The sequence below is a fragment of the Vibrio gangliei genome, from assembly GCF_026001925.1.
GTDB classification, from domain to species: Bacteria; Pseudomonadota; Gammaproteobacteria; order Enterobacterales; family Vibrionaceae; genus Vibrio; species Vibrio gangliei.
In genome coordinates this window covers 1-23,751 of the sequence record NZ_AP021870.1, presented here as the reverse complement: position 1 = coordinate 23,751, position 23,751 = coordinate 1, and the positions used below count along the sequence as shown (strand labels likewise).

The window sequence follows — 23,751 nt, the reverse complement described above, 5'->3', positions numbered from 1 at the left end:
ATGAACGCAATTACTATAAAAGACCTTGATGTGATCTTTGGTGACAACCCTAGTAAAGCCATCGAATTACTCGAACAAGGTGAATCTCGACAAAATATAATAGATCAAACGGGCCAAGTCGTGGGTGTTGATGGTGTCAATATTAGCGTCAAAGAAGGCGAAATTTGTGTACTGATGGGCCTTTCTGGCTCGGGAAAATCAAGCTTATTACGTGCGATCAATGGATTGAATACCATTTCTCGTGGTTCACTAGAAATTAAAGATGGTGATAGCCTGGTTGATCTTGCCAATTGCAATGAATCAACCCTACGCCATTTACGCACGCATAGAGTTTCGATGGTATTCCAAAAATTCGCTTTAATGCCTTGGCTAACAGTGCTAGATAACGTTGCTTTTGGTTTGGAAATGAAAGGCATGAGTAAAGCCAAGCGACGCAGCAAAGCATTAGAACAGCTAGAAATGGTTGGCCTAGCAGAATGGGCAGATAAACATCCCCATGAGTTATCCGGTGGTATGCAACAACGAGTCGGTCTTGCTCGAGCTTTTGCCATGGATACCGATGTCTTGTTAATGGACGAACCTTTCTCAGCTTTAGATCCACTCATCCGAGCGCAACTACAAGATGAGTTACTCGAACTACAAACTAAGCTCAACAAAACGATTGTCTTTGTTAGCCACGATTTAGATGAAGCGCTAAAAATCGGTAACAATATTGCCATCATGGAGTCTGGTCGTTTAATCCAACACGGCACACCAGAAGAAATTGTTTTGGCACCTAAAACCCAATACGTTAAAGATTTTGTAGCACATACCAACCCACTCAACGTGCTGAAAGGTCGCTCTTTAATGCAACCGATTGAAGATCTAACGACAGAGAACCATCGTATTCAGCTGTGCTCCTCGAATGACATCTGGATCCAAAGCCCCACTTCAGACGATCAACTAGAAAATCTAAACATCAGCAGTGTGGATCCTCTCGTATTAGTTCAATGGGAAGAAATACAAAACTTAGACGCTATTCAGCCTAATATGCTGATAGTCGCAAGCCCTGAGATAAGTATGCGTGATGCCATTGAACTCAAAAACCGAACTTGTCATCCAGTTTTAATGGCAGAACATGGACAACTCATTGGTGTTTTAAATGACGGCGATTTCTACAACGCATTGTTGGGTAATTATCAAAGCTTCGAGCAAAGTTCAAATGCAGCCTAACCTTTCTCTACTTAGCTAATCTCTACCCAGCTAAATAAACACGAAACAAAGCCATGCCAACCGGCCCTATCCGGTTGGCATTTTTTGTCTCTTTGTTATCCTAGGGGCTGTTGACCCTAAGCCACAAATGTTCAATGAGATAAAATTTTATGATTAATGATAATGACGTCATCGAAACCCTAGAAGAATTAGAAGCCTTTTTACTGCTGGTCGAAAATGGTGGATTGGGTTTAATCAACGTCACTGGTGTCGCATTAGCCACCAACAACAGCAATGGTCGCCCATTCATCGCGGTATTAGATGACAAACATCAGCTATTACTTGGACGTTGGGTAACACAAGAGGTATTTGATAATGGTAAAGACTTGGTTCGCAGAGGACCGAAGAAAACGCATTAATCAGCGGCACTCTCATCACAAAAAATAAGGCAGAATTTCTCTGCCTTAATCATTTCATTTCGAGTTTAAATCAGCGTTGAAATTGTTGATCTAACCAATCAAATGCTTGTTGTTGCATATCCCAAGTAAAAGTATGACCTTTATCTGGCCAAATTTTGGTGGTCAACTTGTCACTCGCTTGATTGGCATCCCAAACCGAATGCATGGTTTTAAAAGCATCATTGACTGAATCGATTGGGAATAGAGAATCCTGACCACCAGCGTAAACCAACATAGGTTTCGGCGCACTTAACGCGGCAATATCAGGATAGTCAAGATAACGAGAGATGTAAGGATGTAACATTGAAAACGCCGACTGGCCTTTAAGCTGATTATTGCCCGGCACCATCAAACCTTGCATTGTTCCCATCCAACAATCAACAATACTGGCTGTAATTGAATCTGAAAGAGCGGCAACTTGCCAGGAACGAAATGCTCCCATCGAAAATCCAACCGCAGCTACCCGCTTTTTATCTACTCTAGGTTGGCTTGCTAGAAAATCAGCGGCTCTAGCATCTTCTAAAGCAATAATTCCGGCAAACGATGAACCTAAATTAAATAAGTTAGAAGCTAAAGCTTGCTGAGAGTTAGTTTCAAAACCTTCAACAGAACGATCTCCCCAACCTAACGCATCAATCGATAAAACCACATAGCCGCGTTTGGCTAATTCATCGCCAGGAAAGTGTCCAGAGAAGAATTTATCGCCCCAGGCTTGAGAGGATTTAAGCCTTTTATCATCGTCCCAAGTCTGTACAAATTTCTCTTTACCAATATCAAATTTACTGCCGTGATCGTGTAGAAATAATGCCGCTGGAAACGGCCCATCGCCTTTTGGTTCTAGTAAAAAAGCCATCACTCGACTTTCATTACTAATATTGAAAACCACTTTCTTCGCCATATAAGAGCCACGATCTACTGCATCAATAACCACTGGATTGAAAGGCGTGTTATCTTGATATGGGAAAATAATTTCTCGCGCTTTGGCAAGGCCTTGGGCTTTCCACTCTTGTGGCGTTAGCTGATTTTTCTGCCAACCTAGACTAAATTCCATCCTATCTTTTAGCTTTTGATAAAAAATAGGAAAGCTTCGTTGTGGGCTATCAATCGCTTGTTTTTGATAATCAGGCCCGTTGGGCGCAGCGTAACTAGTCGCTGTCCCTATCAATAATGATACTGTTAATAATCTAGCTAATTGTTCTTTTATTAATCTCATCACTCCCTCGAATAAGCAAAACAAAACAGCATTTTAAAATAACAATTTAATAAACGATTTATCGTTAGTAATGTCACAAGTATTGATTGAATGAATTGTTTGCTGTCGAGGCTAAGAAATAGAAACAATAGAAAAATAGCAGCAATAAAAAAGCCTGATACACTCACATGCATCAGGCTTACGATAAAGTTACTTAAGCAATTACTTCACAAAATACAAATCTTTCGAATAAATGCGCCCTTCTGCGTTATGCATTGGGTAACCACCCAGTTTCGGGTTCACTAATCGCGACTGCATGAAATAGTAAATTGGCACCAGTGGCATATCTTGAGCTAGGATATGTTCGGCTTGGTCATAAAATTGATTACGCTGCTTTAAATCCACCGCGGCTTGGGCTTTGGCAAGCACTTCATCGTATTTTGGATTTGAATACGATGGGAAGTTCTTGTCATTACCAGAAGTCAGTAACGTTAAGAAAGTCGAGGCTTCGTTGTAATCACCACACCAAGATGCACGCATGATATCGAAATTACGTTCTTGACGTGCCGCAAGGTAAGATTTCCACTCTTGATTATCCAGCGTCACTTCCATACCTAAATTCTTTTTCAGCATAGAGGCAATCGCCACGGCAATCGCTTTATGGTTTTCGCTGGTATTGTAAAGTAAAGTCGCTTTAAGCGGATGATCATGATCGTATCCCACTTCTTTGAGTAATTTCGCCGCTTCTTGATCGCGTTGTTGTTGTGTCCATTTTGCGTATTCAGGCTGCGTAGCTTTGAAGTTAGCCACATCTCGGTGCGCAAAGGTATAAGCCGGTACGTTCCCTTTGGTTACGCCATTAGCAATCACATCACGCATAATGGTGTAAGAAATGGCTTTACGCACACGCGCATCATCAAATGGCTTACGCTGAGTATTCAAAGCATAGTAATAAGTACACAGCAGAGGCGTCACTTTAAACGCATCCAGATTTTCTTGTTTTAGCTTATCCGCCATCGCTACTGGCACATCCGAAGTAATATCCACTTCGCCTGTCATATAACGATTCATGGCCGAGGTTTGGCTCTCAAATGGAATGTAGGTTACTTTGTTGATCACGGTATCTTTGTTATCCCAATAATTCGGGTTACGCTCCATTTCTAGGCGCTCGTTAATCACCCAGTTTGTCAGCTTATACGCGCCGTTCGATACCATGTTTTCCGGCTTAGTCCAGTTGTCACCAAACTTCTCCACCGCTTTTTGATTAATAGGCATCATCACGGTGTGTGCTGTCATCGCCACAAAGTAAGGCACAGGTTTATCTAGTTGGAACTGTAAGGTGTGGGCATCTAGCGCTTTAACGCCAAGACTATCCACTGGTTTTTTCCCATCAATAATGGCTTCGGCATTGTTAATACCGGTCAATTTCAAATACCAAGCATTGGGGGAAGCAAACTTAGGATCGACTGCGGTGTGCAAACTATAAACAAAATCTTGCGCGGTGACAGGCTCGCCATTTGACCATTTAGCATCTTTACGTAAGTGGAAGGTGTAAGTTTGATTGTCTTTCGTTTCCCAACTTTCCGCCACACCAGGCACCACGCTGCCATCTTGATTCTGGATCACAAGACCTTCAAACAAATCACGCAAAATGTGCATTTCAGGAATGCCTTCCGCTTTTAACGGATTTAACGTTGGTGCTTCGGCATCGTTACCACGAACTAACTCCTGTTTGTCGGCAAGAACAACGCCTGCAGGAACCTGTGCAGCAAAAGATAAAGCAGGAAAAAGAGTAGCAGAAAGCGTTAAAGCAATAATTGAAGGTTTTAACGACGGCATAAGACTTCCTTGTTATTGATAAAGTGCTATGTAAATGAATAGGCATAACTATAGCGCTATGCAAGCAATCAACCCACTATTAATTGGGGTACTTTTCAATATAAACTTTAACTCACAACACGATTCGGTAATACTTCTCAGATTAGGAAATAAATTAGATTAGGAAGATCGTATGGCTGTCATTCTTCGCCCTCAAACACAACGCGCCCGATTTCAACACCAACCTATTGTGTACGGACACTCTGTATTGGGTTCTCCTCTACTTTATTTTCCTGCGCAGATTCAAACTAACGAGACAGGCTTAATCATTGCAGGCACGCATGGTGATGAAACCGCATCCATTGTGAGCTTATCTTGCGCATTGCGTTCAATCGACGCCGGCCAATTACGTCATCATGTCATCTTAAGTATGAACCCCGATGGCAACCAACTTGGCACACGAGCTAATGCCAATGGTGTGGATTTGAATCGAAATTTTGCCAGCAATAATTGGCAAGATGGTGGAACGGTGTATCGCTGGAGCACACACTCACCAGAACGCGATGTTGAAGTCGCTACGGGAAAGACAGGCAATTCTGAGCCAGAAACAGCGGCATTGTGCAAATTAATTGAGAGCTTACAACCGGCTTGGGTGACTTCATTTCATGAACCGTTAGCCTGTATAGATGACCCTAGCTTTTCACCACTGGCGCAGTGGCTTTCCGATAAAATGAAGCTACCTATGGTGCAAGATGTCGGCTACGACACCCCGGGATCTTTTGGCTCTTGGTGCGCCGAACGTGATTTATTGTGCGTCACCGCAGAGTTACCGCCCGTTTCTGCAGATTATGCCTGTGAACATTATTTAAATGTGCTGGTGGAGTTGTTGACAACTACCCCCACAACCTAGGTGACATCACTTTCATTGTCGAAACATCAAATTCAAAACCGGGGTTGTGGTCTTCAGCGAGTAACAGTGGGCCATCTAGATCGACCACATCCGCCTGTTGTGCAACGACAAATGCCGGTGCCATACCCAGTGAAGAACCGACCATACAACCAACCATAACTTTCATGCCTTGTACGAGTGCGGCTTGTTTTAATGCGAGCGCTTCGGTTAGGCCACCGGTTTTATCAAGCTTAATATTAATCATGTCATAACGGCCAACTAGCTTAGATAAACTCTCGACTCCGTGACAAGATTCATCTGCGCAGAGAAGGATGGGGCGTTCAATACCATCAAGCCAATGATCTTTATCTGATGGGAAAGGTTGTTCGATCATCGCAATATTCAACTCGACCAATTTAGGGATCATCTGATGGTATAAATCAATATCCCAACCTTCATTGGCATCGACAATAATTTGAGCATGGGGAGCGTTATGACGAACCGCGGCCACACGAGCAATATCACCCTCTCCCGCTAATTTAAGTTTTAATACAGGACGGTGAGCATGCTTTTGTGCCGCTATTCCCATCTTTTCAGGGGTATCTAGCGATAAAGTAAACGCCGTCGTTAAGTCTTGTGGCTGAGTATTCAATAATTGCCAAATAGTTTTATTTTGCTGTTTACAGTGTAAATCCCACCACGCGCAGTCAAGTGCGTTTCTGGCTGCGCCGGCTGGTAGAAGCTGCTGAATGATATCTTGCGTTGCATTATCAAGATGAGATCGAACCGATTCTAAATCTTGCAGCACTTGCTCTATCGATTCACCGTATCGTGCGTATGGCACACACTCGCCACGACCAACATAACCATTTTGTTCTAATGTCACCACCACAACATCCGCATGAGTTTTAGAGCCTCGTGAAATGGTAAATGCGCCAGCAATGGGCCAGGATTGAGTGGTAAGTGTGAGTTTCATGTTATACATCCTTAAGGCTTGTTGATCTTTCGTGGTTAAATTGAGGCATGCTCATCATAACCGATACGATGTAAGGCCATATAAGCCTCTTCAACGGATTGAGGAATGTTTTGAGCGGCAAAAAAGCCTTGCGTTGGGTAATGCTGCAAACGAGGAATTTCTCCCACCATCAAATTAATCACCTCTGACGATGGATGAAGCGCACTGCAATAATCTAGGAAATCCAATTGAGGAGAAGTGACTTGCGCCTGCTCACATGTTGCTAAAGCACGACGTTCCATATAGGGCTTTTGCACTAAAGTAACGCTACTGATTTGAATGGATTTCTCATTAAGGAGTTGCTGAGTAAAACGAAAGTTTTCACCGGTATTGGTCGATTTATTTTCAAGCAAAATCGCATCACGAGGCACTCCCGCATCCATGACGACTTTGGCGAACGTTTCCGCTTCAGTTTGCTCAAAAAGACCATCGGTCATTCGGCCGCTGCCACCGGAAAGAATAATTAGAGGCGCAATCCCTTGATGATACAGTTCAGCAGCACGCTCACCGACTCGTAGATCGGAACTGCCTAACAGCAACAAAGCATCCGTTTTTTGCAAAGGTTGATTAAGTTGTAAATACTGCCAAAGCGTTAAAGCATGATCATAGTAACGAGTCATTGTGTACTCCATTGGATTGAGCATATGAATGACTTACTGTACTTGAGTTTTACATTCGGGGTAAGTATTAGAAAATGAAAAGACGCTTTTCACCATTGACCAGCACGATATTTATACTCACCTTGCCGAATTAATGAGCGGATTCTTGAGAAAACACCGCAGTTTGATGGTTGCAATCACGACATAAACACACACGGTCCATTTTGTGGTAATGTACGCCGCTAAAAAGTTGGTTCATCAACTCGTTGAATTTCTGGAATTTGTTCTTTAGTGACACATCATCTTCCGCACGTTTGCGTAACACCGCTTTATGTTGTGTATCGCGGCAGCATGATTGACAGAATAGAACAGGCATAACAATCTCCAATAATTTAACGAATGAATAAAAATGACATGATTATATGAAATACTAAATGGTAGACTTAACAAGTCGTCATAAAATTGAAAATTTCTTGTCAATAATTCAATCAATATCAAATTATGTCTACATACTAGACCAACACCTTTAGCAAAATGCCCCATCGCTTCACAAGTCAGCCGAGGTAATGCCTCAGTTTCAACGGATGATCAGACTCAACAAGGCGAAGTCTTGGTGCAACTAAATATATGGCGCAACTAATAAATGCAGCAATTGGTACGTATTTTTTAGCTATGCTCAATAACAAGGTCTATTTTCACTCCCGTTCTAATTTTTGAGGCAGTATATGAATACCGTTTATCCTGTGGATTCTATCGAGTCTTTTTTACTCGCGATTTTCGTGCTCCTACTCGGCCACTTTATCAATAGCAAAGTGCCATTCTTATCCAAATACAAAGTGCCAGAACCCATTGTCGGCGGGTTAGTGGTCGCTGTTATCAGTACCATTTTGCATTATAATCACATCACTTTTGAGTTTGATTTGCCGCTTGAACACACCTTGATGTTACTCTTTTTTACCACCGTTGGCTTATCAGCAAGTTACACCCAATTACTGAAAGGCGGTAAAAAGGTCTTTATATTCTTAGGGGTTGCTTCTGTGTACATCATCATACAGAACGCCGTGGGTGTCGGCCTGGCTGAAATATTAGGTCTTAATCCTTTACTCGGCTTAGTGGCAGGCTCAATTACCTTGTCTGGCGGACACGGAACAGGTGCCGCGTGGGCCAGCACGTTCCAAAACACGTATGGGCTGAATACGTTAGAATTTGCCATGGCGGCAGCAACCTTTGGTTTGATCGTTGGCGGTATTATTGGTGGCCCTGTGGCGCAACGTCGCATTCAAAAACACAACTTAATTTCGGAATATGGCGCAGGAGATAAGCACCATGATAGCTTCCCTGATGTTGTCACTTACAATGATCGTGAAGAAGACAAAGTCTCTGCTTATCGAGTGATTGAAACCTTGTTTACTATGCTGGTGTGTGTCGTGGGTGCCATTTATATCGAACAATGGTTTAGCACTTTAAATATCAGTTGGCTGAAAATTCCTGACTTTGTTTATGCTTTGTTCTTAGGAGTGATCATCACCAATGTGTTTGAGGTGTCGGGGAAATATAAACTCAACACCGATACTGTTGATATTTTAGGTACAGTGTCTTTGTCGTTATTTTTAGCGATGGCGCTCATGAGTCTGCAACTATGGGAAATTTTCTCATTAGCCATTCCTTTACTGATCATTCTTTGTGTTCAAACAATAATTCTTGGCCTCTTTGCCTATAACATTACTTTCCGAGTGATGGGCTCTAATTATGATGCAGCGGTAATTACAGGGGGTCATTGTGGCTTTGGTTTAGGCGCTACGCCAACTGCGGTGATGAATATGGGATCATTAGTGACTCACTACGGCCCATCTCCACAAGCCTTTATGGTGGTCCCAATTGTCGGTGCATTTTTCATTGATATTGTGAACCTAATTATTATCCAAGGTTACCTATCTTTTATCGGCTAATTGCAGCACATTTATTGGCTAACTTCATACAGAGTTAGCCTTTATTATTTTGATATTTGAGGAAAAGTTGTGACAGAGAAAACGACCGTCTCCCCGCAGAAAATATTCTTGAGTGTCGCGCTAGTTATCGCATTGGGCTCATTAGAAAAAAGCATCGTGACGACTCCGCTTCCTATTATTGGTAATGCACTAAACGCTGGAAATGCGCTTACTTGGGTCGTCACCGCTTACCTACTTGCTGCCACCGCGGTATTACCAGTTTATGGAAAACTCAGTGATATTCTTGGCCGAGTCAAAATGCTCTACATCGGTATCTCATTATTTGTACTGGGATCAGCGGCTTGTGGTTTTGCGCAAGATCTCTCTACCTTAATTATTGCGCGAATTGTGCAGGGTATTGGCGGCGGCGGCTTAATTGCTCTGGCCTTTACCGTGATTGCCGATTGTATTCCTGCGCGAGAGGTCGGGAAATACCAAGGTTTTATTTCCATGGTATACGCCGTTTCGAGCATTGCGGGTCCCTTATTGGGTGGGTACTTTGCAGAACACTTATCTTGGCGCTGGGTGTTTTGGATCAACATTCCATTAGGCCTATTGGCCGTATTTTTAATCCGAAAAAACTTATCTCATTTGAATAAAAAGCGCGATTCAAAATTTGATTGGTTTGGCGCCATGCTATTGATGCTCAGCTCCACCAGCCTGCTTTTACTGCTTTCCCCTGAAGCGGAGTTACCAAGTTTATGGACGGGAGGCGCATTTATTGCTTCTATTCTATTGCTGATTTTGGTCGAGCGTCGAGTGTCTGATCCTATGCTACCAGCTAGGCTGGCTAAATTGCCCAACTACCTAGTGTGTATATTACTCATCTTATGCTCTCAGCTGTTAATGTTTGCCATCTTGGTCTATTTACCGATGCAAATGCAGTGGCAAATGGGCTTCTCAGCCTCTACAAGCGGCGAAATCATGGTGATCTTTATGTTCAGTGTCACCGCTGGGGCTTACTGTGGTGGTAAATTGGTCAATAAATCAGGTGAAACCAAACGCTATGCTATTTTTGGCTTCTTATTAGCCGCATTAAGCTTTGCGCTTATTCAGCAGCACGTCTACCCAGCGATTTCACTAGGTTTAGCCGGGCTAGGGATTGGCTTCACTTTGCCTTCTGTAGGGGTCATGGTTCAAAACGTCCTACCAGCTAAAGACAGAGGCATCGGCATGTCGCTGTTTAACTTTGGACGAGAACTGGGCGGTGCCGTTGGGGTGGCAGCCTGTTCAAGCGTGTTCCAATTTAGCCTAAGTAAGCAAGGTGTCGAACCGCAAGCCAGTTTGGCCAATTACAGCCATGCCGTATTGGCTTCTGGTTTTAGCTCGATCTATTTATTAATGGCAATCATGGCGCTAGTCGCTATGTTTATAACTCTGATTGCGCTAAAAAAACAAACGTTAGCGACAGAAATCAAACACGATTAATACGAATAAATTCAAAATAAAGGTCCGTGATCATGACTAACAAGGTATCCGATATTTTTCATCCTGAAGATTGGCAAGAAGTTGAAGGTTTCAATTTCGAAGACATTACTTACCACCGCGCTGTCGATGCTGGTGTGGTTCGTATTGCCTTCAACCGCCCTGAATGTCGCAATGCATTTCGCCCTAAAACCGTAGATGAATTGTATTGCGCATTAGAACACGCACGTATGTGGAGCGATGTGGGCTGCGTGTTGATTACAGGTAATGGCCCAAGTGCACGCGATGGTGGCTGGGCATTTTGCTCAGGTGGCGATCAACGTATTCGTGGTAAAGATGGCTATAAGTATGAAGGTATGCCTCAAGATCAAATCGACCCTGCCAAACTTGGCCGCTTGCATATTTTAGAAGTACAACGTCTGATCCGCTTTATGCCCAAAGCCGTGATTGCTGTCGTACCAGGTTGGGCTGCAGGTGGCGGCCATTCACTGCATGTGGTTTGTGATTTAACTCTCGCGTCAAAAGAGCACGCCGTATTTAAACAAACCGATCTCGACGTAGCGAGCTTTGATTCAGGCTACGGCTCCGCTTATCTTGCTAAAATGGTCGGTCAAAAGAAAGCCCGCGAAATTTTCTTCTTAGGGTTAGATTACAGCGCCCAAGATGCGTTTGAAATGGGTATGGTCAATAAAGTCGTACCACACGCTGAGCTAGAAAAAGAAGCTTTAGAATGGGGCAAAATCATTTGTCAGAAATCACCAACCGCACTACGCATGATGAAGTTTGGTTTGAACTTAACGGACGATGGCATGGTTGGGCAACAAATCTTTGCTGGCGAAGCAACACGCCTTGCATACGGCACCGATGAGGCCAAAGAAGGTCGAGATTCTTTCTTGGAAAAACGCCCTAAAGATTTCTCTAAGTTCCCGTATCACTATTAATTTCTAGTTTCTAGTTTCTAGTTTCTAGTTTCTAGTTTCTAGATAAAAAATAATAACAAAAGCGCCGAATGTGGCGCTTTTGTTTTATGCATAAATCAGTATTTAATGAGTAAGTTTACATTGCTCTGTAAACATTAAGCTAACGCCAAAAACTTCTGCAGTTTTTCTTCACCGACAATCTGTTCTGATTGTAGATAAATATGATGTTTTGGCACATTAATATCGCGCTCGACCTCCACCAGCACTTCTTGCTGTAATTGATAGCGCTGCAACCAAAATGGATGTTCACACAATTGCTCATCAATGACTTGATTGACCACCACCCCTGCGCAATTCAGATTCACTTTTTCAAATTGCTCAAGCGTTCTGACCGTTTCGTACAAGGGCAGTTTTTCAGGGATCATAACCAAAACAATAGCCGTAAAATCCACATCGTGAATACGATCTCGAGCGTGTTTGAACAAGTGTTTACGCTTTTCTAATAATCGTAACGCTTGCTGCCAAGGCGCTTGTTTATCTTGATTAAATGGATTTGCCGTTTGGTTTTCAGCGCGCTGCCAAAAACTTTGTGCCGCTTCTTTGTGTTTTTGCTGTTTCTTTTGCTGAGCAATCAAGCCATCGGTCCACGCCGACATCATTTCAGGCAAAACCAGCAAGCGCAATGTGTGCCCCGTTGGCGCAGTATCGAAGATCAAACGATCAAAGCCCATCTCTTCAAAACGCATCAAATAATCACACATGGTTTCCAGCAATGCGGCTTCTTGTCCGCCTGGGGCATCTTTCGCGAGTTCTAACTGTTGCTGCATCCTTGGACGCATATCAGGCTTAGTATAATGCGCAACCTGGTGAGCAATATTGTTAAAGTGCTTTTCACTGATGGCTTCAATATCAAGTTCCAGAGCCGACAAATTAGGCGCAACTAAATGAATATCACCACAGAGCTTTCTCCCTAATGCATCTCCGAGGCTATGTGCAGGGTCGGTAGAAATCACTAACACTTTCAAACCTTGCGCGGCTAACTGATGCGCTAAACTGGCTGCAGTGGTGGTTTTTCCTACCCCACCCTTTCCTCCAACAAAGATAACTTTCTTGGTTGAGAGTATCTCTAACATCCACTACCTCTAACAACATCCAAAGTGATCAATCGGCGATTTTTCCATGCCCATGCGAATATGCCACTCATGAAACGCTTCCAAAAAGAAAGGTTGTAATTCCATGGTATAAAAACTCACGGGGTTATCCATCCCTAAGCTTTCAGCAAAAATCAGCAACATGAAAAAATCTTCTTCGTCTTTATAGGCTCGAGTTAAACTTCGTCTATAAGGGGCATGATAAAACTCATCAAGCCCCTTTGAGAAAGCCTCAAACCGTGCTTTCCAGTCCATATTACGACTCTTCTTTCACCGCTTTATTGCCCCAGTTTTCTTTTAGGGCTTTAAAGCATTCTAAGCACACTAAAATGGTCGCGATTAAAATCACCACGTCCAAACCAAGTAACAAATAATCGCCTTTCAAGTAGAACGCTTTCAAGTTCACAAGCAATGCGATCAAGGTCATCAACAATAAGAAGATCATTGGTATTAAGGTGTAATAAACCGCACGCCCTTTCTTCAACAACATCACTGAAATGATCAATAAGGTTAAGCCCGCCATGAGCTGGTTCGTAGTACCAAACAAAGGCCAAATCAATAAGCCGCCTGAACCATCAGAACCTTGTCCGAAAGTTAATAGAAGACACGCCGCCACCGCAAAACTGGTCGCGATAAAGCCCTTTTTCATCGGTTGGATGTTATACATTTCGCCCCACTCTTGGAAAATGTAGCGAAGTAAACGTACACCCGTATCCATGGTTGTACCGGCAAACAACGCCACCATTACCGCAAGAATAGTTTGAGAAATGGTTGGAGAGATGCCAACACCTAGGTTAAGAATCGTAGCGCCACCTTTAACAAAAGCGCCCGCACCACCTTGTCCATAGCTTTGGTAGATTTCTTTCCAAGCATCTAAAGAGGCGAAACCTGCACATACCGCAATAATCGTTGCAAGAGCCAGCATGCCCTCACCCATCGCACCAAGATAACCGACAAAACGCACATCTTTTTCTTTATCGATTTGTTTAGAAGTGGTACCCGATGACACAAGGCCGTGGAAACCAGAAATCGCACCACAAGCAATAGTGACGAACAGTAATGGAATAATAGAAGGCGTATCAGCAGGCACATCATCATTAAGCATTGGCGCAACCATGTCAGGCTGCAGCATTAACACTGACGCGTACAAAATGGCCAAGCCAATAAACAATTGTAGACCGTTGATATAATCACGCGGTTGCAATAGCACCCAAACAGGCAACATCGACGCGATAAAGGCATATACGTACAGAATTAAGATCCAAGTCGTTTTTGCTGGCAGGCCAAAGAAAGCGCCATCTGGGATCACAATCGGGGTTAACGTGCCAATATAGATCAAGCTATATAAAGCCACTACGCCAACAATCGATACCCACACTAACGACATTTTATAGCGATAGATACATTGGCCAATCACCGCAGCGACGACTAATGCTCCCCAAACCGGCACTACGGCGGTTGGGTTAGAAATCATCAAACCTGCAATGACCACACCGAATGCGGTGTTCACCATCATAAGCAATAAGAACACCACAATCATCAACACAGATTTGGCTCGGTTACCGACGACCGCACCAGCTACCGCACCCATGGATTGACCACGGTTTCGCACACTGGCCCATATCGCAGCCATATCGTGTACACCGGCAAGGAAAACCGTACCTAATACCACCCAAATAAACGCAGGCAACCAACCCCAAATAACCGCAATCGCAGGGCCAACAATCGGAGCCGCACCCGCAACAGAAGTAAAGTGGTGTCCCCATAATACGTATTTATTGGTCGGTACATAATCGACCCCATCTTGAAACTCATGTGCGGGGGTTTTGAAGTCATCAGACAGCTTTAATATATGTTTGGCTACATAGAGGGAATAAAACCGGTATCCGGTAAACATGGCAGCGAGTCCCACTACCATTAGTATCAGGGCGTTCATAAATAGCTCCTTCTATTTCTCGTCTTAATTTCGCATTTTGGAAGATCGCAGCAATAGAAGGCCAAATGTATGAAAAAAGATGCCAATATCACTACGATAAAGACTCAATACAACACAATTTGAGTGGTTTTTATTTTGTATTTCACTCATTAGATTAGTGAAAACAGAGCGTTATGCACTAAGTATTTATTGCTATAGTGATATAAGTAACAAAATGTTGAAGGCTTTATAAACAAATGAGAGCTAGGCTGTTTTACCCACAATGGCAGCGGCGATATTCTCTTGGTGACATCCCATAAACTTTACGGAAACGATGAGTGAAATTATAAGGGTCAGGATAGCCAAGTCGGTGAGCGATCATAGTGATAGACCAATCACGATGTTGAAGAAGATCGAGGGCTTTTTCCATACGTAGCTGAATCAATTTTTGGCTTGGTGAACATTGGTAAAGTTGCTTTGAGACTCGGTTTAGCTGTTCTTCGCTTAAAAAACTACGTTGTGCGATTTCCTTGACCGTCCAAGGCAAATGCAACTGAGCTTCCACCTGATTAAACACGCTATGAACCCGCATTGAAGTATTGGTCGGTACGATTTCTGTCGACCCAAGAAGCCCTCGTGCTAGTTCCGTCAGCAATAATTGCCGAAACGTCGCGCGCCCATGAATTTCATGATGGGTTAAATTAAGCAGTGACCATACAGACTCACATAAATGGGTAGGTTCAACTCTTTGTTTACTCTCGGCAATCGATGACCACTTTTCACTGGGCGGTAATAAGATCCAAGCCATCTTCCAATATTCGTTATCGGCCAATTCAAAGCGAAATGGCACACCTTGAGGTAATACTGTCACACTGTTCGGTCGAATATCGGTGATGAAATCGCGCGTGGTTAAACGCCCTCCCCCTTCTAACGTAAACAAAAGAGTATGAATTTCAGGCTCTTTTCGCTCCACAGCATAACCTTGAGAAAAATCCCCCAGCCCTGCCATTGAAATTTCTTCAGCCACCAATTCTGGGATTTCAGATTTTACAATAAAGCGCTCTTTGCACGCTTCGGCCAAATACACTTCGTCTTGCCATTGTCTCTCAGGCAAGTCTTTTTTTATGACGGATTTGCACAGGTTTTTTGAGGTTTCAAACATGTTGCTTTACCTAAAGCTCTTTTATATTGCGTTTTTAAAAGGCTGTTGACGAGGAGCGAGCCATGTCCATTCAATCACACACAGAGCGGCAAACCAATCAAAACTCAGCCACATTACCACAAGGTTTGTTTTCTCGTGTGATCAAACTCGCGTTTCCTGTCGCCCTACAAAGCGCTTTGGTTGCCATCTTAGCCTTAGCCGATGTGTTAATGGTGAGTGATTTTGGGCAAACCGCAACGGCGGCGGTAGGTATCGCTTCACGCTGGCACTTTGTCGCTATCATGATCATGGCGGCGCTTGGTACGGCAACAGGCACCCTGGTCTCACAATATTGGGGACGAGATGACAAAGATACCGCTAAAACCGTCACCATGCAGTCTTTAAAATTTGGTTCCATCATCATGGTGCCTGTCACGATTTTAATGGTCGGCTTCGGCGCACAAATTATGCGTCTACAAACGGATGATATGTTAGTTATCCAGCAAGGTGCCGATTACCTTTTGTATAGTTTGCCTCTCTTGATGCTGACGCATTGGGTGATCACCGCCGAAGCCAGCTTACGTTCCAGTGGTAATGCTTTCTTGCCATTAGTACTAGCCGCGATCACCATTGCTATCAATATCGGACTCAACTTCTGGCTAATTCATGGTGGCTTAGGTGTACCTGCGCTGGGCGTGGCTGGCGCTGCTCTTTCCACTACCATTGCGCGTGTCATTCAAGTGCTATTGATCTATTTTGTGCTGAAGTACCAACAACATTGGCTTATCACGAGCCAAGCTCAGGCCAACAATTCTCGTTTATGGCAATCGTATAAACGTCTTGCCATTCCCAATGCGTGCAATGCAGTTTTGTGGGCATTTGGCACCCTCACCTACCAAATGATTTACGGTCATATGGGCACAACCGAATTAGCGGTATACAGCATGATTGGGCCGTTTGAAGGATTGTGTTACGCGATTTTCATGGGGATCTCGGTTGCCTGTTCGGTTTTACTGGGTCAATCATTAGGACGTGATGAATATGAACAGGCACGCGCTATGTCGAAGTTTTTTATAAAATGCATCCTAGCGATGGGGCTAGTTGCTTGCAGCATTTTATTTCTACAACGTGAAAACGTCATTGCTTTCCTAGACCTAGACAGCCCAAATTATTCCGGTATTGCGGATCCAGCGTTTATTGTGATGAGCTTTGCTATCATCATTCGAATGCTCAATATGCTGATCATCAATGGCATCCTCAGAGCCGGGGGAGAGAACCATTTTTGTTTACGCATGGATTTCATTGCCATGTGGATGGTAGGTTTGCCACTGACGGCCTACGGCGCGTTTATTGCAGATTTAAGTTTTGCCTGGGTCTACTTATTGATGATGTCTGAAGAAATCGTCAAATTAGGGTTGTGTTTTAGTCGCTATCTGAAAAGGAAGTGGCTCAATAATCTCACCATTCAAGCGGCCTAATAGCGTTGAACTCAATGAAAAAGCGCAAAGCAAACATTGAGTTCAATCGCAAAAGTCATCTCAGTCACACAATAGCACTTGGATTTACAGTCAAGCTAGCGCATCGTAGTGGTCATTAATTCACCACAACAGCACAAAATCAAAATGAAGAAGATTGCTTTTGCTGTCTTAGTTGGGTTGGCAATTTGGCAGTTTTTCTCTCAGTCAGCGCCACAAACTCCAACCGATTATAAACCTCAAATCGCTGCATTTTTTAATATGGATGGCACGCCATCAACAGCGTCGAAAAAAAATACCCAACAAGGCTTTGCTTGTGATAGTCGTCAATTATGTAGCGAGATGTCAACTCAAGCGGAAGCGGCATTTTTTTATCAACATTGCCCGAATCAACAATTGCAAGTTGATCCTGATGGTACGCCTTGCGGTAAGTTTTTTGAGTGACATTCTTATCTTCTTCATTCACTCTCACTTATCTTTGAGGCATAAAAAAACGCCGAGTATCGAACTCGGCGTTTTTCTAATAAGATAACTCAGATTTATTCTGGCAATTCAGCGTTGTGGTAAACCTGCTGAACATCATCACAGTCATCAAGCATATCCAAGAATTTTTGGAATTTCTCGACGTCTTCACCCGAGATTTCGGTGTGAGTTTGAGGAACAAACGTAATTTCTTCCACATCGATAGTTAAATCTGGGTACTCTTCATTTAACGCGGTTTTCGCTTTGAAGAATTCAGTATGAGGAGCAAATACGGTAATGACGCCATCTTCCAGTTCAATGTCAGTCACATCGACATCTTGCATCATCAATGCTTCTAATACCGCTTCTTCGTCTTCACCTTTGAATTGGAACACTGCTTGGTGATCAAACATGTGAGCAACCGTACCTGGGCTACCGATTTTTGCACCTGTTTTCACAAAGCACTGGCGTACGTCTTGGAATGTGCGGTTACCGTTGTCGGTTAAGCAGTCAACGATAACGCTCGCTCCGCCAGGAGAAAAACCTTCGTAACGTGCTGGTTGGAAGTCTTCACCACCGCCACCTGATGCTTTGTCTAAGGCGTTTTTAATAACGTGAGCTGGTACGTTATCTCGCTTCGCTTTAGTAATAAGGTGCTTCAGTGTTAAGTTCATATCCGGATCAACGCCGCCGTTTTTCGCGGCTACGTACAGTTCTTTACCGTATTTAGAATAAACTTTAATTTTTGCGCCAGCTGTTTTAGCCATTGAGGCTTTGCGCACTTCAAAACTTCTTCCCATCGGAATGTTCTCTCTGGTTCTAATTTAACGCGTAATATTGCTCATAAGAGTTTGCGTATTGATATCACTTCGTCGTACTCGAAGTCCATCTAATCTCTTATGAAGACAGATTCAGGCTACGCCCATAATCCGTTTGTATTTTTGGACTGCTTGCTCATAGAACAGACGTTCATTTTCATCACGAATCTTTTGTGCTTCATTCACCAACAGTTCAGGACCGGCTTTCGCTTGCTTAAGTTGCCAAACGGCATACGAAGCCTGTTTGTCTAGTTCAATTTTATTTTTTTCTGCTGGGGGCAATAAAGATAAATTTACAGACATTAATTTAGCCTATACTCAAGAGTCGTCAACCGTGGAAATATACCATAGCAACGGAGAAATGATAGGGAGTTTACAGTGTAAATTAGCAAATTGCGGCAAAATACAGGACGAAAGATTCATCCTGTATTTATCAAGAATCAGTAACGAGATTTTGAGCGCTCAATCAATGCAGTAGGCCAAGTTCGCGTGCTTCTTCGAGCGTTAAACCACTTTCTCTGATTTCACGTAACATCTCAATACGACGACGCGCTTCGGCACTTTTCATTTGCTTAGGCGTTGCACGAGTATTGGATTCGTCTTTTTGCTCCCAATGGGTGGCGATGTCAGTCATGTCGTCATGATCAATAGAGTTAATCGACATAAAAACCTCCAGAAATTCTTGCAGAAACAGTATGGATATTAAGCAAGCTTAACTCCAGTTGTTAAGTAAATAAAATACATAGTGTGACTAAACTCAGAGTTCAGAAACAAGTTAGGAATTCCCCTATATTTACCACTTTTGTTTCAGGTCAACTGGGTGTAGCGTCAAAGATCTCGCCTCACTCAACTCAGTGGCATAACCCACTGCATAAGGCTTTCAGACCTCCATCAATATACCCAAGTAACCTCAAGATGCGAGTTTCAGCAAGATTAAAACAAGTTTTAGGCAAGGCAAATTGAATATGATCATAGTGATTCTATCTCTATTTAATTTAACACAGCATAAAGCTTGTTTTAACTTGCCCTTTGGGAGCTTCATCCAAGCCCTTAGTCTGCTTCAGATTTACTTAAAAGGTGCTTACATTCCGCATAAATCTTCTTTGCCTAAGAACTTGGATGATAGCTCTGAAATCTGCATCTTGAGGTCACTTGGGTATAGTAATAAATAGCAGACAAGCGCATTTTAGGTAAATTTTTTTTTCAGGCAAGATAGTCGCGATGAAATTTTTTTCTTGAAGTGATAAAAATTGGATCAAGTGCAGCCTGTAGAGTTGATGACTACACTAATAGGGTATGTTGCCCTCTAGCCTCTCATCAATATGGAGTCGTCATTATGCAACTCGATACATGGTTATTTCGTCTGCGACAGCAAAACACTCAGGCCAACAGCATGTCTGAACTTGTTAAACTCATCCACCAACCGCCTTACTGTATTTGGAAGCAATATCAATTCAAAACCATTTCTGCTTGGTTAGAGGGATGTTTGAAGTTATCAAGTTACTTTGATGAGCTTGGTCATAGCGAGCAAGCCTATCAATACATACAACTGGCTTATGCCCGCATTCAAAGTATGACAGCGGATCCACATGCAGATTTAGAATTAAGATATTGGGGAGCGGCGTATTTGGATCAACTTACCGTTGCAATGATCGAATTTTGTCAAAGTCATCAAGGATGGGGAAACGAATGCTATCAAGCGATTGAACTGCATATCGCATTTATGACGCCGTTAGGAGAGCTCAATATGCGAGAACGGCCGCGTCCTACATAAAAGAATTACTCAGATCAATATTTCCTTGATCATCGTTTCGAAAGCATGACCAATTGTCTTGATCATGCTTTCGATATTAAAGTGTAAATCTATGAAACATTAGCCATTTCATCAAGAGCACGCATCACGGTTTCATCCAAATGCCCTTCAAAGACTTGCTTACAGACTTTACGCCTTACCGCTAAGCCAGCAATCAGCTTCTCCATAGAGAGATGTTTAGACTTGGTTTCCTGATTAAATAATTCAATCGTTTTACTCAAAGTTTCATAAGGCAATACGGAATCCCCAACTCTTAGCCAATCAAGCTTGCTAACAAGCTCATCACACTCTTCTTTAATCGAAGCAATTGGATGTCCGGTCATAGCAGAAAGAGCCGTTACACTGCGTTCTAGCGCCTCTGGTGAGGTATATTTAGATAAAGTTATGGTTAACTCATCGGCATTGATCTCAACCAGATGCTTTTTGAGTTTGACACGGCGGCCTAAACGACCTCGTGGAGACGGATCTTTTCGCTGGATCGGCTCGAACTCGCCATCGATCACTTCCGCTAATTCTTGCAGCTTCTGCTTGGAAACCAATTCATGTCGTAATGGGTTCGGTAAAGTCGGTGCCATATTTCTTTTGCCCGCGTTCGTGGTTCGAGCGCGAGAAAAACGCAGAACTTCTTCCGCATCGCAACGAATATCGATTTGATAATCCTGAACTTTACCTTTATCCATTAAAGTCGTAATTGTCAGGTGATAGCCCCATAAATTAACGGCAAAAAGATCTTCCGTCGCTTTGCCTTCCGATAATTTGCGTAATTCACGGATCAAGTCCATCGAAAAACGACGCCATTCGATGTTACGTGCCAGTTTTTGATTGATCTCACTAAGCAGCATAGATTCCGTTAAACGACGTACTAAGCGGCTACGGAAGAAGGTGTATAGCTGAAAGACTAAGGTATGCTGTTTCAGAATTTCAGGCGGGAACAGGAAAAAATAATCTTTCGTTAGTAATTCTTCGAAAAATGACGGTTCCCAAACCAAAATATACAGGTTTGGTTTGATCCTAATTTCACCAGTTGAACTTTCAGTTGGCGCTTCATCAGATGCGGTAATGGTACGTGCAATAAAACGAAAACGATCACTTTTAAAGCCTTCTGGCATATTTTCACTTAACCAACGTCCAGTCAGTTCGTGCAATTGAAAGTCTGTAAACTCGATACGGTCAATACTATCTCGAATGGAATCACGAGCAGGGCCACTGTCTTTTTTACCTCGCAAAGAAAGAATATCCGTAATGTATAACGGTGTTTTATTTGGCATTTGCTTGGCATTGATGTGGTAATCATCTTGGTGATAATCATGGTATTGCACCGTTAAGGTAAACAGCGCAAACAAAGTCATTAGATCATCAACCGTCATAATATTTTTGGACGATCGTGTTTCAATAATGGCACGAGTTCCAGAAATAGAAACCATTGATTTTTGATAGTTTTTTCGTGTTCTAGGTGGCGCTAATGCTTGATCTATGATGCCAGCCCAATTGGTTGGGGAAACAACAAATTGATCGGCTTCATCACGCATAGCCGGTGGCGTATACAGACCGTGCTCATTTAAAAGTTGACGGTTAACTTGAGTTTGAGCTAAAGCTTTAGAGCGTTTTTGTTTTTCAGTTTGACGAGAAGAATCCGTTTTTAAGCTGGTGGAACCAAGCACTGAAATTAATTGATTAGGATTAACAAAGGAATGAAGCATGGTTTTGCCTGCTAAACCTTCTTCAAACCTGACAGGTGTTTGGCTAAACAAACCTATTGATACCGCAGCTCTTAATCTTTGCTGAATGGCCGCTCGAGTTAATTGGCCATCAGTCGCTTCAATTAACTCAGTGGTAGAAACCAACCCATCTTTACTCGATAAACCACGCAAAGAAATTAAATTCAGTAATTCAACAATACTTTTAGTGACACCTTTAAAATGTTGATATTGCTCTATCCAATCGATGGTATGTTCAGATATTGCAAATAAATGGCCATCTTTGTGGTTTCTTGGCAGTTTGATCAAGATTTTTTCAGGGCTTGGCATGTCAATTCCATTTGTCATTGGATGTAAATGTCACATAGTTCCAAGAGAATAAAGAAAAAAGATCCAAAAAGAAAGAAAAAATTAGATCTTTAAATAAAACTGATCTTTTTGTTTTATTGATCTTAAATGTTTATATGATCTATTGATCTGGCGGCTTTTTTGCTTGTAGGTTTATGAATTATAAGGAGATAAATTTTTACGCTTAGAAAGCATGATCATGTAAACGCTAGAACCATGATCAACATAGCCATGAAAGCATGATCAATTTCTTCTAGAAGCATGATCATTAAATTCATGAAACATGATCAACGCAATCATGAAAAGATGATCATTGGTGATTGACATGTTATCCACAGACGATGAGGTTAATGCTTGATAAAACATGCGTATTCGGCTGTGGAAAGATGATCAAGAGCGAGCACTAGGTTATTTATCCTAACGAGAAAATTGATTCAGCTGAAGCATGATCAAGCTACTTTTCTGAGTTTCATGCTTTGTAATCGGTTTATTTATGCTGTTCAATTTACAACAACTGTAATCTAGCCAAGGCTTTTCATGCTTCCGTGGCTTATTAATACTTGATCATTGATCCGAAAGTGATCTTTTCATCGTAATGTCTATCAGACACTTTTTTCCATGATCATGCTTCCTAATTTTGTTTTATTTACAGTGTATGAATGGTGATTTCTACTTTTTTGATGTATTTCGACTCCATTTTGAATTGTGTTGTCTTTTTGTGAATTTACTCACGTTCGTTCCTCATATCTGGGAAAGATGATCAAGGCAGTTTGGTTATCGTTTCACTCTTTTCTCGCTGTTTAATCAATAAATTTCAACCTGATTTGACGCTGTGATATCTTCTCTTTTGCTTGTATGAAAACGTGGTTTCTATGGGGTCTAACTTTATTACCTTATTAGACGTACGCGCTCTTTTGTTTAGTTTCGAATAAATATTTCAATGGCGGGCATTTAGGTTGGATTCATTGGTGATTCTCTGCTCTTTTCTTACTCCCCTACCCTGCTTCACCAACTCGTTCTGCCTTTTGAGTATATTTTTAATTTTGTCACTTGTTTTTAGTTCAGCTCTCTATCTTTATTCATTTATAGCTTTACTCATATCAAGCTTTATTAAGGTTCATTCATATTATCTAAAAAACTTAAAATTGATTTAGCAATGACCGTAATTTATGCATTTTGATTAATCGTTCCGTCTTTTATGAAGGTTTTACTATTTACAATGTAAATTAGTGACGTGGTAACACTTTAAATCTGGGAGAGTTTAGAGGTATTTGTTGGTAATAAAAAACATGCTCATAATCACAGTTATGAGCGAAATTGCAGTTAATTAACTAAAATGGACAATTTTTACAATATTATTAAATGTGCAGCGAATCATTGTTTAATGTGTTTTTTGCTGTACAATAATTTTCAATTCAAGTTAATTGGACGAACTG

At 42.3% G+C, this 23,751-nt stretch carries 22 protein-coding genes; 9 read left to right on the top strand and 13 right to left on the bottom strand.

What is annotated here, in order from left to right:
• The gene (gene choV / locus Vgang_RS12110) at positions 1-1,212 is read left to right on the top strand and encodes a choline ABC transporter ATP-binding protein (RefSeq protein ID WP_105901116.1); all 1,212 of its coding nucleotides are present in this window, start codon (positions 1-3) and stop codon (positions 1,210-1,212) included.
• Positions 1,213-1,361: 149 nt separating this feature from the next.
• A complete protein-coding gene (locus tag Vgang_RS12105) occupies positions 1,362-1,610 on the top strand; it encodes a hypothetical protein (RefSeq protein WP_105901115.1) in 249 nt (82 codons plus the stop codon).
• Between the two features lie 70 nt (positions 1,611-1,680).
• On the opposite strand, the gene Vgang_RS12100 is transcribed toward Vgang_RS12105, so the two are convergent.
• Entirely contained in the window at positions 1,681-2,862 is a 1,182-nt protein-coding gene (locus Vgang_RS12100) for a dienelactone hydrolase family protein (protein WP_105901114.1), read from the bottom strand.
• Between the two features lie 201 nt (positions 2,863-3,063).
• Positions 3,064-4,680: an ABC transporter substrate-binding protein gene (locus Vgang_RS12095; protein WP_105901113.1), complete on the bottom strand. Its 1,617-nt coding sequence runs from the start codon at positions 4,678-4,680 to the stop codon at positions 3,064-3,066.
• A gap of 172 nt (positions 4,681-4,852) precedes the next feature.
• Here Vgang_RS12095 and mpaA point away from each other — a divergent pair, with 172 nt between their 5' ends.
• The gene (mpaA, locus tag Vgang_RS12090; protein ID WP_105901112.1) at positions 4,853-5,569 is read left to right on the top strand and encodes a murein tripeptide amidase MpaA; all 717 of its coding nucleotides are present in this window, start codon (positions 4,853-4,855) and stop codon (positions 5,567-5,569) included.
• Here mpaA and dgcA read toward each other — a convergent pair.
• The 3 genes from dgcA to Vgang_RS12075 all read right to left on the bottom strand — a co-directional run bounded on the left by dgcA (position 5,553) and on the right by Vgang_RS12075 (position 7,538).
• Positions 5,553-6,524, bottom strand: a complete 972-nt coding sequence (dgcA, locus tag Vgang_RS12085; protein WP_105901111.1) for an N-acetyl-D-Glu racemase DgcA — start codon at positions 6,522-6,524, stop codon at positions 5,553-5,555. The two genes, mpaA and dgcA, sit on opposite strands and share 17 nt — an antisense overlap.
• A 35-nt stretch (positions 6,525-6,559) precedes the next feature.
• A complete protein-coding gene (locus Vgang_RS12080) occupies positions 6,560-7,183 on the bottom strand; it encodes a YdcF family protein (RefSeq protein ID WP_105901110.1) in 624 nt (207 codons plus the stop codon).
• Positions 7,184-7,313: 130 nt separating this feature from the next.
• Positions 7,314-7,538, bottom strand: a complete 225-nt coding sequence (locus Vgang_RS12075; protein WP_105901109.1) for a hypothetical protein — start codon at positions 7,536-7,538, stop codon at positions 7,314-7,316.
• A gap of 349 nt (positions 7,539-7,887) precedes the next feature.
• Between Vgang_RS12075 and gltS the strand changes: the two genes are divergently transcribed.
• The 3 genes from gltS (at position 7,888) to Vgang_RS12060 (ending at position 11,516) form a co-directional block, all read left to right on the top strand.
• Positions 7,888-9,111, top strand: a complete 1,224-nt coding sequence (gene gltS, locus Vgang_RS12070; protein WP_105901108.1) for a sodium/glutamate symporter — start codon at positions 7,888-7,890, stop codon at positions 9,109-9,111.
• Between the two features lie 69 nt (positions 9,112-9,180).
• Positions 9,181-10,578 (top strand): MDR family MFS transporter, encoded by a 1,398-nt coding sequence (locus tag Vgang_RS12065; protein WP_105901107.1) that lies wholly within the window; start codon positions 9,181-9,183, stop codon positions 10,576-10,578.
• 32 nt (positions 10,579-10,610) lie between these two features.
• Positions 10,611-11,516, top strand: a complete 906-nt coding sequence (locus Vgang_RS12060) for a 1,4-dihydroxy-2-naphthoyl-CoA synthase (RefSeq protein ID WP_105901106.1) — start codon at positions 10,611-10,613, stop codon at positions 11,514-11,516.
• A 134-nt stretch (positions 11,517-11,650) separates the two neighbouring features.
• Here Vgang_RS12060 and Vgang_RS12055 read toward each other — a convergent pair whose 3' ends face one another.
• From Vgang_RS12055 to Vgang_RS12040, 4 genes are all read right to left on the bottom strand, one after another.
• Positions 11,651-12,628, bottom strand: a complete 978-nt coding sequence (locus tag Vgang_RS12055; RefSeq protein ID WP_105901105.1) for an ArsA family ATPase — start codon at positions 12,626-12,628, stop codon at positions 11,651-11,653.
• Between the two features lie 9 nt (positions 12,629-12,637).
• Positions 12,638-12,901, bottom strand: coding sequence for a cory-CC-star protein (locus tag Vgang_RS12050; RefSeq protein WP_105901104.1), 264 nt, complete (start codon positions 12,899-12,901; stop codon positions 12,638-12,640).
• A 1-nt stretch (position 12,902) separates the two neighbouring features.
• Entirely contained in the window at positions 12,903-14,582 is a 1,680-nt protein-coding gene (locus tag Vgang_RS12045) for a carbon starvation CstA family protein (RefSeq protein ID WP_105901103.1), read from the bottom strand.
• Between the two features lie 253 nt (positions 14,583-14,835).
• Positions 14,836-15,723 carry a helix-turn-helix transcriptional regulator gene (locus Vgang_RS12040; RefSeq protein WP_105901102.1) on the bottom strand — a complete coding sequence of 296 codons (888 nt, stop codon included), beginning with the start codon at positions 15,721-15,723 and terminating at the stop codon, positions 14,836-14,838.
• Between the two features lie 62 nt (positions 15,724-15,785).
• On the opposite strand from Vgang_RS12040, the gene Vgang_RS12035 reads away from it, so the two are divergent.
• Both Vgang_RS12035 and Vgang_RS12030 read left to right on the top strand, forming a co-directional pair.
• Complete coding sequence (locus Vgang_RS12035; RefSeq protein WP_105901101.1) at positions 15,786-17,180, top strand: MATE family efflux transporter; 1,395 nt, start codon at positions 15,786-15,788, stop codon at positions 17,178-17,180.
• Between the two features lie 144 nt (positions 17,181-17,324).
• The gene (locus tag Vgang_RS12030) at positions 17,325-17,621 is read left to right on the top strand and encodes a hypothetical protein (protein WP_157945993.1); all 297 of its coding nucleotides are present in this window, start codon (positions 17,325-17,327) and stop codon (positions 17,619-17,621) included.
• Positions 17,622-17,716: 95 nt separating this feature from the next.
• On the opposite strand, the gene Vgang_RS12025 is transcribed toward Vgang_RS12030, so the two are convergent.
• From Vgang_RS12025 to Vgang_RS12015, 3 genes are all read right to left on the bottom strand, one after another.
• Positions 17,717-18,439, bottom strand: coding sequence for a YebC/PmpR family DNA-binding transcriptional regulator (locus Vgang_RS12025; protein ID WP_105901099.1), 723 nt, complete (start codon positions 18,437-18,439; stop codon positions 17,717-17,719).
• 111 nt (positions 18,440-18,550) lie between these two features.
• Entirely contained in the window at positions 18,551-18,760 is a 210-nt protein-coding gene (locus Vgang_RS12020) for a DUF3283 family protein (RefSeq protein WP_105901098.1), read from the bottom strand.
• A gap of 163 nt (positions 18,761-18,923) precedes the next feature.
• Complete coding sequence (locus Vgang_RS12015) at positions 18,924-19,121, bottom strand: hypothetical protein (protein ID WP_105901097.1); 198 nt, start codon at positions 19,119-19,121, stop codon at positions 18,924-18,926.
• Between the two features lie 672 nt (positions 19,122-19,793).
• On the opposite strand from Vgang_RS12015, the gene Vgang_RS12010 reads away from it, so the two are divergent.
• Positions 19,794-20,231, top strand: coding sequence for a hypothetical protein (locus Vgang_RS12010; RefSeq protein WP_105901096.1), 438 nt, complete (start codon positions 19,794-19,796; stop codon positions 20,229-20,231).
• An 89-nt stretch (positions 20,232-20,320) separates the two neighbouring features.
• Here Vgang_RS12010 and Vgang_RS12005 read toward each other — a convergent pair whose 3' ends face one another.
• Positions 20,321-22,297, bottom strand: coding sequence for a replication initiator protein RctB domain-containing protein (locus Vgang_RS12005; RefSeq protein WP_105901095.1), 1,977 nt, complete (start codon positions 22,295-22,297; stop codon positions 20,321-20,323).
• Positions 22,298-23,751: the final 1,454 nt, after the last annotated feature.